Annotated in this window: 11 protein-coding genes; 9 read left to right on the top strand and 2 right to left on the bottom strand. The window is 46.8% G+C overall.

What is annotated here, in order from left to right; translation table 11 throughout:
- Nucleotides 1-9 precede the first annotated feature (9 nt).
- The 6 genes from HHL16_RS22045 to HHL16_RS22020 all read left to right on the top strand — a co-directional run bounded on the left by HHL16_RS22045 (nucleotide 10) and on the right by HHL16_RS22020 (nucleotide 5099).
- Complete coding sequence (locus HHL16_RS22045; RefSeq protein ID WP_169427497.1) at nucleotides 10-684, top strand: ankyrin repeat domain-containing protein; 675 nt, start codon at nucleotides 10-12, stop codon at nucleotides 682-684.
- Between the two features lie 40 nt (nucleotides 685-724).
- Nucleotides 725-1927, top strand: a complete 1203-nt coding sequence (locus HHL16_RS22040) for an MFS transporter (RefSeq protein ID WP_169427496.1) — start codon at nucleotides 725-727, stop codon at nucleotides 1925-1927.
- An 80-nt stretch (nucleotides 1928-2007) separates the two neighbouring features.
- Nucleotides 2008-2907, top strand: a complete 900-nt coding sequence (locus tag HHL16_RS22035; RefSeq protein WP_169427495.1) for a hypothetical protein — start codon at nucleotides 2008-2010, stop codon at nucleotides 2905-2907.
- Between the two features lie 27 nt (nucleotides 2908-2934).
- Nucleotides 2935-3492 carry a Crp/Fnr family transcriptional regulator gene (locus tag HHL16_RS22030; RefSeq protein WP_169427494.1) on the top strand — a complete coding sequence of 186 codons (558 nt, stop codon included), beginning with the start codon at nucleotides 2935-2937 and terminating at the stop codon, nucleotides 3490-3492.
- A 56-nt stretch (nucleotides 3493-3548) separates the two neighbouring features.
- On the top strand, nucleotides 3549-4127 hold the full coding sequence (locus tag HHL16_RS22025) for an NAD(P)H-dependent oxidoreductase (protein ID WP_169427493.1): 579 nt from the start codon (nucleotides 3549-3551) through the stop codon (nucleotides 4125-4127).
- Between the two features lie 48 nt (nucleotides 4128-4175).
- Complete coding sequence (locus tag HHL16_RS22020; RefSeq protein ID WP_169427492.1) at nucleotides 4176-5099, top strand: arginase family protein; 924 nt, start codon at nucleotides 4176-4178, stop codon at nucleotides 5097-5099.
- An 11-nt stretch (nucleotides 5100-5110) separates the two neighbouring features.
- On the opposite strand, the gene HHL16_RS22015 is transcribed toward HHL16_RS22020, so the two are convergent.
- Nucleotides 5111-5887 (bottom strand): DNA-formamidopyrimidine glycosylase family protein, encoded by a 777-nt coding sequence (locus tag HHL16_RS22015; RefSeq protein ID WP_169427491.1) that lies wholly within the window; start codon nucleotides 5885-5887, stop codon nucleotides 5111-5113.
- Nucleotides 5888-5960: 73 nt separating this feature from the next.
- Between HHL16_RS22015 and HHL16_RS22010 the strand changes: the two genes are divergently transcribed.
- Together HHL16_RS22010 and HHL16_RS22005 are read left to right on the top strand one after the other, a co-directional pair.
- A complete protein-coding gene (locus tag HHL16_RS22010; RefSeq protein WP_169427490.1) occupies nucleotides 5961-6935 on the top strand; it encodes a helix-turn-helix domain-containing protein in 975 nt (324 codons plus the stop codon).
- A 128-nt stretch (nucleotides 6936-7063) separates the two neighbouring features.
- Nucleotides 7064-9826: a choice-of-anchor Q domain-containing protein gene (locus HHL16_RS22005; RefSeq protein ID WP_169427489.1), complete on the top strand. Its 2763-nt coding sequence runs from the start codon at nucleotides 7064-7066 to the stop codon at nucleotides 9824-9826.
- Here the strand turns inward: HHL16_RS22005 and HHL16_RS22000 are convergent, their stop codons facing one another.
- A complete protein-coding gene (locus tag HHL16_RS22000) occupies nucleotides 9827-10762 on the bottom strand; it encodes an AraC family transcriptional regulator (RefSeq protein ID WP_169427488.1) in 936 nt (311 codons plus the stop codon).
- Nucleotides 10763-10949: 187 nt separating this feature from the next.
- On the opposite strand from HHL16_RS22000, the gene HHL16_RS21995 reads away from it, so the two are divergent.
- Complete coding sequence (locus HHL16_RS21995; protein WP_169427487.1) at nucleotides 10950-13184, top strand: excinuclease ABC subunit UvrA; 2235 nt, start codon at nucleotides 10950-10952, stop codon at nucleotides 13182-13184.
- The last annotated feature ends 79 nt before the right edge of the window (nucleotides 13185-13263 follow it).

The following is a 13263-nucleotide window of genomic DNA, read 5'->3' as shown; positions in this document are numbered from 1 at the left end:
TCCATCCCTATGAATAACATTTTTATAATCCTCTCGGTGTACCTGCTCAATTCCTGTACTATGAAGAACCACGTTCATCAACCAGATGCCGCTCAGATTTCCATCATCGAATCCGTGATGAATAATCAGACGGCGGCGGTTGAAGCTGAATTGAAGCGCGGAACAGACGTGAACACCCGTGACAAAAACAACCGGAATCTGCTGCTCATTGCCACACATGCAAACAATTTGGTAATGGCACAGATACTGGTTGCTCACGGGGCAGATGTAAACATGCAGGACAATATTCAGGACAGCCCCTTTCTCTTTGCCGGCGCATCGGGCTATACAGACCTGGTGAAGCTATACCTCAGCAATGGCGCACGTTTCGATGTATTCAACCGGTACAATGGAACTGCATTGATACCCGCCTGCGAAAGAGGGCATCTCGATGTGGTAAAGCTGCTGGCCAGCACCAAAGGCTTTCCCATCGATCATGTGAACCGGCTTGGCTGGACGGGCCTCATGGAAGCCATCGTACTCGGCAACGGAAGCCAGACGTATATCAACATCATTCAAACACTCATAGACGCAGGCTGCAATGTGAACATACCCGACCACGACGGTATCACTCCACTGCAGCATGCCAGATCACGCGGTTTTTCAGGGATAGTATCCGTGCTTGAAAAAGCAGGCGGTAAATGATTTGTAGCGGCGTCTTCGGATAAATTTCTCAATTTTGCGCATGAACCAGTATTCAGGGAAACCCGTACTCACCCGCTCCACACTCTGGCTGATGACCATCGCCGCGGGCCTGGTAGTTGCCAACAACTACTACAACCAGCCCTTGCTGGGATTGATGGCACGCGATCTCAACGTGTCGGAAAACACCATCAGCAGCATCGCCATGTTAACACAGATCGGTTACGCCATGGGGTTATTGCTGATAGTTCCGCTGGGTGATATGTTCATGCGCAAGCGGCTTATTCTCTTCGATTTTATCTTCATCATATTATCGCTCACCGGCATGGCCATGGCGCCCTCCGTGAAATGGCTGCTGCCATTGAGTTTCATGGTAGGATTTACATCGGTGGTGCCACAGATCTTCGTACCGATGGCTGCCGAGTTGGCCGTTCCCGAAAAACAAAGTGCCAGCATCGGAATGGTGATGAGCGGATTGCTGATCGGCATTCTCCTTTCCCGCGTTATCAGCGGATTTATCGGTGATATCTGGGGATGGAGAGCCATGTACTACGTAGCAGCTGTCTGCATGGCGATATTGGCTATACTCATTGCAGCCAAACTACCGGAAGTGCATCCGAACTTTGCAGGCAATTACGGAGCACTGATGCGTTCGCTGGTGCAGCTCACGCGCACGCAGCCCGTGCTGCGGCTCGCATCATTCCGCGGAGCAATGGGTTTCGCAGCCTTCAGCGCATTCTGGACCACGCTGGTTTTTCATCTCGAAGAAGCGCCCTTCCATGCAGGTGCGGCAGTAGCAGGATCTTTCGGCATCATCGGAGCAGTTGGCGCACTAGCAGCTGCAGTGGTGGGCCGCATTTCCAACAAATTCTCATCGTTCCATATTATTCTGTATTCCATACTCATGATGGTGCTCAGCTGGGTGATCTTCTGGTTCGGAGGTTTTACGTATATCGGACTGATCATCGGCATCATACTCATCGATCTCGGATTGCAGTCGATGCATATCATGAATCAATCAACTTTCTTTGCATTGAATGTGGGCGCCAAGAACCGTCTCAACACCGTGTATATGTTCAGCTATTTTATCGGAGGATCTACCGGTACATGGCTCGCAGCAAAAGCGTGGAATCATTATCAGTGGAATGGCGTGGTATTCGTTGGCATGAGCTTTACGCTGCTTACACTCATTGCACACCTGCTCTATCATAACAAACTCGCAAAAAGCACTGCATCGGGGAACTGATGCCAACATCGATTCTACCTGTTTTCCGGGATAGCACAGCCCGGAAAAATGTAATAGTTTTGAGGCCAGAATATTAATTCATGAGAACACTATTTGCTATTCTTTGCCTCGCATTTACTGTTGCTGCACATGCACAGGACGATGATACCCGTTATTCCGATTTCCGCAGCTGGGGCCTCTATCCCGGCGACACTCCCATCGAAAGATATATTTTCGCCGATACAGCCTACGTGCGCATTTCACCCGATACAAAACAACCGCCACTGGATACATTATTTGCCGGAGACAATATTCAGGTAGCCAAAGTTGAAAAACAGGCCCTTACCATCCGTGGCATGCAAGGTCCCTGGCTGGCTGTCTACTACACCAAGAACGGCTCACAGAAAACCGGTTATATCTGGCAGGGACTAGTCAGCTGCATGCCTTTGCGCAGAGGAGATATCAAATACGTGTATGCACCCGAACGCAAATTCGACAGCACCATAGTGGCAGATGGAAGAAAACATAAATTATCTTACTTTCTGATGAAACTGAAAGTGGTGCAGAATGGCCAGATCATTGCGAAAGCTTCCTTCGCCACTCCCGATGATGAAAGCGCCAACTGGAGCGAAGCCAAGATCATGAGCGGCATGGGGCTCACCAATGTTCAGCAGATCCTCGTGTTCACTTTCAGCGGAGAAGCCTGCGGCATCCCAACCATGTATCATTACCTCGCATTCACCAAAAACAATCAGCTGGTGCAACTCCCCGGTAAAATGACTGTTGGAGATGCCGGCGTGTATTATCACGATGAAAATTTCACTTTCCCCAACGAGAAGAATGGCAAGCCTGATATGATCTTCTGGAACAGCAAAACAGAAGAAAGCAACGAAAAGAAATTAGACAAGAACGGAGAACCCATTCTTGAAGTAACAGAGAAGAAAAGCAGAGCCTACACCTGGGACGGCACAAACCTAAAGGTTACCGAGGTGAAGAAATAAACTGAAGTATATTGCACCTATTCATCTATGAAAGAATACCTGCAATCATTCAACATTCTCACCAATGAAGAGATCGGACTTGCCGTTCAGGCAGGACATGAAAAATCCTTAAAGAAGAGCGAACTCTTTATTACTGAGGGCCATACCTGCAAGTCAGTGGCATTTGTAAAATCAGGATTATTCAGGTCTTATTATATCAATAGCGAAGGAGAAGAGATCACCTATTGCTTTTTCTTTCCGGGATCGTTTATTACAGCGTATGCATCATTCATCACCCAAACTCCAACCGAAGAAAACATTGTTGCAGCGGCCGACACGGAGATATTTGTAATCCCGCATCAGGCCCTGATTCAACTGGAAAAACAACACGTCAACTGGCTTCGTTTCGGCAAAGCGATAGCAGAAGCAGAGTTCATCACCATGGAAAAACGCGTGATCTCTTTGTTGAAAGAGCCTGCAGAGAAACGTTATAAACGATTACTGGAAAACCACCCTGAGTATGTTCAGCAAATTCCGCTGAATCATCTGGCTTCATATCTGGGCATTACACAACGGCACCTGAGCAGACTACGCAAATCGATTTAGACATTTGTCCTTTTTACCCATGAATCTACCCTGTTATTTTGCTGCAAACAGGCAAAATGAAAAATGTACTCATCATCAACGGACATCCTGATAGAGAAAGTTTCAATCACGCACTGGCAAATGCCTACTTTCAGGGATTAAGCAAAACAGACGTAAAAATATCCCGTATCGATATCGGCAGTCTGCAATTCAATCCCAGCCTGCAGTTTGGCTACAGAAAAAGAATGGAGCTGGAACCCGATCTCAAAGCGTCAGTAGAACTGATCCAAAAAGCCGATCATCTTGTATGGTTTTTCCCGGTATGGTGGTATGGTTATCCTGCCATCATGAAAGGATTCATAGACCGGGTATTCCTTCCCGGCATTACCTACGAAAACATACCGGGTAAGCCCTTACCCAATAAACTGCTGAAAGGGAAAACAGGCCACATAATTGTAACAGCAGACACTCCGGGATGGTACCATTGGCTGGTTATGAAACGCCCCGCCATCAATCAGTTCAAAAAAGGGACACTCCAATTCTGCGGAATATCACCTGTAAAGGTGACTTATATCGCCGTAATGAAAAATTCAACCGATTCATTCAGAAAAAAATGGCTGCAGCGCATACGATTATCGGGAGAAAGCGTTCAATAAAGAGGGTGGGCATTATTTTGGAAGGTCGATGCAACAAAACCTTGCATCATGAAAAACCTTCCCTACAAAATAAGGATAATATCAGCGCCATCCATACTCGGACTGAGACCCAACACAGCCGAAATGCAGGCAACGGCATTGCTGAACAATGGTCTGCTTGAAAGAACCGGAGCTCATCCTCCCGTGACAGAGGTTCCGACCTTCAATACTTTTTACAGCGCCAACAGAGATCCGGTAACCAATTGTCTCAACCCTGTGCTCCTGAGAGATTTTTCAGAAACACTCATGCAACCGGTAGCTGACACGCTCAGCCAGGATCATTTTGCGATGGTAGCCGGAGGTGATTGCAGCATTCTGCTGGGCATTCTGCCCGAACTGAAAAAGATCTCCGACTATGCACTGATCTACATCGATTCGCATGCAGATTTTTATCAGCCCGAAAGATCAACCACCGGCGAAGTGGCTGACATGGTGCTTGCAATAGCCACAGGCAGAGGCCCCGATGTGCTCACCAATATCCATGAACTGAAACCCTACGTGAAAGATGAAAATGTAATTCATATCGGGCAGCGGGATCAGGAAGAAACCATCAAATACCGCTCACAGGAGATCCGCGAAACAGAAATTCATTGCATTGGGATCAACAAAGTTCAGACTGAAGGGATAGCTGCTACTGTCGAATACATCCATACCCTGCTGAATAATATGACAGTGGCAGGCTACTGGATACATTTCGACACCGATGTGCTGGCAGATGATATCAATCCGGCTGTGGATTACAGACTTCCGGGAGGCCTCCGTTTTGAAGAAGCCAGCGCTATCATCAACAGCATGCTGCAAACAGGAAAAGTAGCAGGGATGAGCATCACAGGCTACAACCCCACTAAAGACCCTCAGGAAATAATCGCAAAAGGAATTGTTCGATGCCTGGAAAATGCTTTCAATTTTCAGGTGCAGCATGCAGATGGATAACCTGTTAAATTTCATGTATAAAGAACCTGCTCATCTGTGTAGTAAGTTTTACTGCCACCAGAAGATTTCGACAAAATCGGAGCACCACCCGGCGATAGTTTCTTCCTCGAATTATGGATCAGGAGAAAATCACGCAGTACAACTCCTATCGGATTCGGATCATTTTTGAGGATATGACTGGTTGCTTTTTTCAAAGTGCTTTTGATGGCCCTTGACAGCTTGCCTGCTGCTGCAGCCGGAATTTTGTCTCCGAAAGAAAAAGGAGAGATCTTTGCGTGCCAGAGAATTTCGTCTGAGTATGCATTGCCCAGCCCTCTTGCTACAGACTGATCAGTAATGATTTTTTTCACCGCCGTATGAGAGTTGAGCTGTTTCTTCCAGAAAGCCACATTCACTTTTGGAGAAAGCACATCGGGCACATCACTTTCCTCTGGATTCAGCATCACTCTTGCCTGTTTATGAAAATCCGACAGCGCCAGTTTCCGGTCTTTACCAAAATCAAGCACCAGCAATGGCTTCAGCTTACCCGTCAGTTCTTCTTCCCAATCAAACCTCCCATGTAACATCAGGTGAAAACCAAGTACTTCTTTGTTGGAAAAAATAAACCGGAGCTCTTTTCCTGTGCGATATATTTTTTGGAGCGTATGCCCCGTGATGGCGCCTGCCAGTTTTGTGCGGGATACATTCAGTTTCGCAGCAGCCGACACTTTTACATGCTGAAGCTTTTTGCCTGCAAGCATCTTACCGAGATGCCTGCTGAAAACTTCCAGATCAGGTATTTCAGGCATTGGATGGATTTTATTGTTATTAAAGTTACAAATTCAGCTGCTATCTTTACTTTTCACCGATTATCCTGAAGAAATGACAAATGGCCATCAGTACCGGAAAGCTGCCAGAAATGATGTAGCGCAGCTGCTGCAGATGCTGACTTCCATCTACCCGTTAAGCGAAAGTCTCCAGCAGGAATTTTACGACAATGTTCGAACCATCAGGCTGCAGAAAGATGAGGTACTGCTCTCGCAGGGACAAACCTGTCAGCATATGTATTTCATCAAAACAGGTGCCATGATGGGTTATTCGGTACACCACCAGAAAAAGATAACCACTTATATTTCCATCGAGAACGAGTTCGTCAGTTCCATCACCGGATTGCACGGCGTAACGCCATCCAAAGAAACCGTGATGGCCATCGAATCTTCGGTACTGCTGGCCATGCACAACGATGTGATGCAAAGACTCTTCAATACTTATTTCGATTTCAATTTCATTTTCCGGGTAATGGTAGAGCATTATTACCGGGATGCACAAGAGCGTTCTTACATCATCCGTATAGGTAATGCATTGGAACGATATATGTATTTCGTTCAAACCAAACCCGGACATATTGAACGATTGCCGGAGGAGAATGTAGCCTCACTGCTCAACATCAAACCGCTGACACTGGCAAGGCTGAAGAAACAGTATACCAGTCAGATTCCGGGCAGGATGCGTTCAGAAGAAGAGTGCGAACAAATTGATCATCATATCCGCTCCAAACAACTGTTCAGAAACAAAAAGATCAGTCTCACCGTATTGTCGGCAGAACTGGGTATCAGCAAACACAGGCTCTCTTCATTGATCAACAATCACTACCATCAGAGTTTTTCAGATTATATAAATGTATGCCGGATCAACTGCATCAAAGAACAGCTGTCCAATGCAGATACATTGCGCAAATACACCATCGAAATGCTGGCTCACGATGCAGGTTTCAGCTCGCGCAGCGCATTCTACAATGCATTTAAGAAAGAAACGGGCATCAGTCCCAAAGAATACCTTCAGCAGTTGAATAAGTGATGCTGCACGGTCTGAAGTTTGTCCTGCTTTATAAGTCAGGACAAGGTTCATCCTCCGGCATCGTTACACTGTGATTAGCTTTACGGATTCATTTCATAGTTCCATAAAGCAATCAAACTTCTATCCTTATGAAGAGGCTCTCTACCTCCCTACTGCTTACATTTTGCATATCTTTTTCAGTACATGCGCAAACCAAATGGTTCGTCACATCCACAGCATCAGTAACAGGCGGAGGGCTGTCATGGGCAGATCCGATCACCTTTCCGAATGCCCTCGGCACTGCACAGGCTGGTGACAGTATTTTTGTGATGCAGGGCACCTATCAAGCTGTAAGTGGACAATCGTTTTCGATGAAAGAAGGCGTAAAGATCTACGGTGGCTTTGCAGGCACAGAGCTTTACCTGATGGAAAGAAACCTGCAACTGGGATTCAAATCAATACTGCGGGGAAATAATGGTCGCACGATTGTGAATGGTGCAGGCATCACAACAGCGGCCTTACTGGATGGTTTCACCATTAACGGCGGAGCTGCCAGCTATGGAGCAGGAATGTTCAATAACCAGGCCTCCCCTACTATCAGCAATTGTGTCTTTTCAGATAATCATGGAGGTGGAATGTACAATGCTTCCTCATCCGCAAGTATTATCAACTGCGTTTTTGCAGGTAATCAGCCCAACACCCTCACTACATACGGAGGTGGCATCACCAATGCAAGATCTCCGAACGTAACAGTGATCAATTGCGTGTTTTCTCAGAATTTAGGGTACTGGGGAGGAGCAATTTACATAGATGACGTAGCTCCTATATCTATCAGGATCATCAACTGCACATTCTGGGGAAATGATTTTGTGAACAACGGAGGTGCCGGAGCAATCTATTGCGGGGCGCGTTCATCCCCGGTGATTCAGAACTGCATCATCTCTGGAAACCACGTTGCCATGGTAATTCAGAATACATTAATTCCAACTGTAGTTACGCAATCCATTATTCAGGATGGCTATAACGCCAACTGGAATACCAACCCGCTTTTTGTAAATATTGCCAATCCGATAGGCCCTGATAATATCTGGGGCACTGCAGACGATGGTTTGAAAATACCGAACAACAGTCCTGCAGCCAATAGCGGCACCAATACTATTCCGGGCATTGTTTTGCCAGCCACTGATGTTACAGGAGCGGTGAGAGTACAGGGGAATAAGATCGATATGGGAGCTTACGAAACGTCGTTCACTCCCAATGCCTACAATACATTGTTTGTTGACGGATCAGTAGCAGCATCAGGAGATGGAGGTAACTGGACCAACGCTTTCAAAACACTCGATGAAGCCATGCTGGCTGCCGGCCAGCAACCCCTTGTCAGCAGCATCCATGTAGCCAAAGGCACTTACAAACCAACGCTACGCACGTCATTCGGCTTAATGAACAATCTAAATCTTTACGGTGGCTTTCCCACCGGCGGCGGCAGTATGGCTCAACGCAATACCAACACCAACGAAACTATATTGAACGGGAATGGCAAAAGCATCATCTTCAATGAAAGCATCGATGCAACTGCTTTATTAGATGGATTTACCATCAGCAACGGAACCGCACTTCATGGTGCAGGCATGTACAATATATATTCATCTCCTGTTATCAGCAATTGCCGGTTCATCAACAATACAGCAACTCCAAAAGATGGATCAGGTGGCGCGATCTACAACAGAAGTCTCTCGTTACCCCGTATCAGCAACTGCATCTTTTCCAATAACACTGCCTCTACTACACCTTTAGGCGGTGGCGGTGCTATTTCAAGCTGGACGGCTAATGCAATTATCAGTGATTGCATTTTTACCAATAATCGTTCGGCTTACGGCGGTGCATTGTATAATTCAGGTTCTACTTCCTATTCCATCAAAAACAGTGTTTTTGATGGAAACATCTGTACAGGAGATGGAGGAGCCATTGCCAACATGAACAGCAATCTCGATCTGAAAAATGTAACCTTCGTCAACAACCATGCTAATAACGGAGGCGGAGCAATCGATCACTACAACAACAATGTGAATGCAACCAATGTTGTTTTCTGGGGAAATACTGCAGCCTCCAATCCCGATATCTGGCACGAAACCGGTACGATGAATGTCAATAACAGCTTCACACAAACCAGCCGTGCAGGCACCGGAAATATTACCGGAGCCAGCAGTCCGTTTGTGGATGTTTCATTACCCGCCGGAGCCGATGGCATCTGGAAAACAGCCGACGATGGCATTTATCCCAATGCAACCAGTCCCTGCATCAATGCAGGAACACCCGATACTACCGGCCTTTTTCTGGGAGATACAGACATTGCAGGAAATCCGCGCATTCTGGGCACTGCAATAGACATAGGAGCATATGAACGGAACAGCAGTGCATTACCTGTAACGCTGATCAGTTTTACCGGTGTATTGAACAATGGCATTGCCAGTTTGCAATGGTCCACTGCTGCGGAAATCAATTTCAATTATTTTGAGATTGAGAAAAGTACCGGCAGTGCTGCATTTCAGGCCGTTTCAAAAGTGCCCGCAAAAGGATCCGGAAAGTACACGCTTCAACTGCCACAGAAAGAAGCCGTGGCTTTCTACCGGTTGAAAATGGTGGATATCGATACACGCAGCAAAAACAGTCAGATCATAAGGCTTGCACAAAAAATAAATGAGGGATTACTCGCCTATCCCAATCCTTCAAACGGAATGATCTATTTTGAAACCAATGAACCAGGCACGGTTCATCTTTATTCAGCCGATGGAAAGAACGTTAAAAATATTCTGCTGCAAACAGGCATTAATGCAATAAACATCAAAGACCTGCCTGGCGGTACATACTTTGCAATAATGAATGGTTCAAAACTGACACTGATCAAAAGATAACTACCCTTTCAATTCACTCGGCAGATAACCGAAATGCTTTCTGAATGCTCTGGTGAAACTGTATGGTTCAGCATAACCCACGCTGTACGCGGCTTCCAGAATACTGCAGTCGCTGTTCAGTATCAGCTGTCGTGCATAAGCCATCCTCAGTTCATTGAGATAGCCAAATGCGGTAGTTCCGAATAATTCGCGGAACCCTTTCTTCAGTTTGAACTCATTCAGTCCGGATGCTCTTGAAATTTCGTGCAAACTCATCGGCTCGAACATATGCTCGCGAATATAAACACGGGCTGCCTGCAATTTGTCGGCATCGGCTTTTGATATCGATCCGGCATTCATTCCGCGCAAACTCTCTGCCTGCGCCGCCTGAAGAATAAACAACTCTACGATCTTCGATTCGAGGTAATTGATCCTCATTTTGCCATTGAAGGGGCAATAGGCAATATCATGAATCAGCGAAAGCTGGCGTGCTGTGATGTTCATGGGTGCCGGAGAAATATCGGCCACCTGATTTGCATGCACTTTATCCCAGAAACGTTTGAGGCAATCAAGATCATCCATATGCAGTCTGTCGAAGAACGATTCATTGATCAATACGCCGAAGTTCTTTACAGACGGACTATCGAAAACATAATACCCATCGAAAGATGGTTTGTAACTCACAATATGCTGTTGTCCCAATACACTCAACACCTCGCCATTGGAGAGTGAAGAAGTATCCCCTTCCAGCGAAAAATAAAGGGACAGCATGGGTGTATCATATTGCTCACGCAACGTAATTTTTTCCTGTTGCTGTGTACATCCAAAGAAAATAGTGGATGTGGGGAGATGTTCTTCACTCAGTAAGATCTGAGCAGAAACTCCACGTGCATCCACGAAACAACACTGTTGTGCTCCCGGAGGAAACAACCAACCGGTCATACCTTTTTTGCGCATAATGAATGGGGAAAAATGGGTACACAAGTTAAGACTAATTGTTTGTTTACATAAACTGCCGATGTTAAAAATCCTTTTTGGCGGGTTCAAAATCCGTGGTGGAAGGCGCTGATTATTCAGGTGTTTTCAATTTTGCACACTCCCGATTACAGCAACACCATTCACACATCAGCCTAAAACCATCTATATGCAACAAACCTTCATAGAGATCAGAGGAGCACGGCAAAACAATCTGAAGAACGTATCGCTGCGCATACCGCGCAATGCCATCACTGTTTTCACCGGCGTTTCAGGATCAGGCAAATCGAGTATTGCTTTCGAAACCATCGGCGCAGAAGCAAGGCGCCAGCTGAACGAAACCTTCACCGCTTTTGTTCAGAATTTTATGCCATCGGCAAAGAAGCCCGATGCCGATGCGATAGAAAATCTCTCCACAGCCATCATCATCGATCAGAAAAAGATCGGCGGCAATTCGAGATCCACTGTTGGGACCATCACAGATATTTATTCGTTGATCAGATTGCTGTTCTCGCGCATAGGCAAGCCCCATGCGGGTTACAGCAATGCGTTCTCATTCAATGATCCTGCGGGCATGTGCCCTGCATGCAATGGACTGGGACGAACAGTGGAAGCCGATCAGGAGAAATTATTCAACAGATCTTTATCGCTCAATCAGGGGGGCATTATTTTTCCTGCCTTCTCGGTAGGATCATATTATTGGAAAGCCTACGCCGGAAGCGGCAAGTTCGATGTCGACCTTAAGCTCGAAGATTATTCCGACACGGAATGGCAGGAGCTGCTGCATGGAACAGAACCCGAAGGAGTGATTGAAAAATTCAACCGGCTTTTCATCAAGCGCGATACCAGCGCCCTGGCTGAGTCTACCATCAGCAACCTGGAACGGTATCTCAAATCTGCCACCTGCGAAACATGCAACGGAGCAAGGCTGAACAAGGTAACGCTCAATTGCCGCATCGATGGATTCAACATCGCAGATTTCACTGCCATGGAAGTCAGCGAGCTGATCGGGCATATCAATGCCATCGATGATCCGTTGGCGGCAACCATGGTGCCCGCCATCGCAGAGCGGTTGCAGCATATGATCGATATCGGTCTCGATTACCTGAGCCTGAACAGAGAAACTTCCTCACTCTCCGGTGGCGAATCGCAGCGCATCAAAATGGTGAGGCATCTCGGCAGCAGTCTTGTTGAAACCATCTATATCTTCGACGAGCCCAGTATCGGCCTGCATCCCAGAGATGTGCACCGCCTGAATGATATGCTTCGCAAACTCTGCAACAAAGGCAATACACTGATTGTGGTGGAGCACGATCCCGAAGTGATCCGCATCGCTGATCATATTGTGGATGTTGGTCCGCATGCAGGTGCACGCGGCGGCGAAATAGTATACGAAGGTTCTGTGGAAGGATTGTTCGATGCACCCACACTCACCGGCCGCTTCATGAACCGGTCGCTTCCGCTCAAGCAGCAATACAGGTTACCCAATGGATATATCACTATCAGGAATGCAACATTGAATAATCTGAAGAATGTAACGGTGAATATTCCTTCGGGCATGTTCACTGTTGTTACAGGCGTTGCAGGATCCGGCAAGAGTTCGCTCATCAACGGAGAATTTCTGAAGCGATTTCCTGAAGCAATCAACATCGATCAGTCGGCAGTGAGTACCAATATCCGCTCCAACCCTGTTACTTACACAGGCATCATGGATGATATCCGCAGGCAATTTGCCAAAGCAAACGATGTGCATGTTTCGCTGTTCAGTTTCAATTCCAAAGGAGCATGTCCGGATTGCGAAGGGCTGGGATTTATCTATACCGATCTCGCCTTCATGGAAGCTATCCGGTCTACCTGCGAAACCTGTGGTGGCAAGCGTTTCAGCAAAGAAGTGCTGGAATACAAACTGAAAGGAAAATCCATTGCGGAAGTGCTGGAAATGACCGTTGCGCAGGCGCTTCAATTTTTCGACAAGAAAGAAGTGAAGAAGAAACTGCAATCCATTTATGATGTCGGGCTGGATTATCTCACACTCGGTCAGCCACTCAGCACATTGAGCGGAGGCGAATGCCAGCGCATAAAACTCGCCGGAGAACTGCATAAGCAAGGCAGCATCTATGTGCTCGATGAACCAACTACAGGGCTGCATATGTCTGATGTAGGGCATCTGCTGACGATACTCGATCACCTGGTAGACAGAGGCAATACCGTACTGGTGATAGAACACAATACAGATGTGATCCGCAATGCGGACTGGATAATCGATATGGGGCCGGAAGGAGGAAGTAAAGGAGGACAGGTTGTATTCGAAGGAAGACCGAATGAAATATTCGAAGCATCAGCATCACTTACCGGCGCCTACCTGCGGGCGGCAGCTCAGAACCAGCAGCACCCGGTTCAGTAGAACACTGAATTCCTGCATCTGTAATGCAGGCAGAAATGCAAAGGCTTCCGCTCTACTGAGGGAAGCCTTTCTTTTATCG

The organism is Pseudoflavitalea sp. G-6-1-2, from assembly GCF_012927185.1.
In the GTDB taxonomy this organism is placed as follows: domain Bacteria; phylum Bacteroidota; class Bacteroidia; order Chitinophagales; family Chitinophagaceae; genus Pseudobacter.
This window is presented reverse-complemented; position numbering and strand designations above follow the sequence as displayed.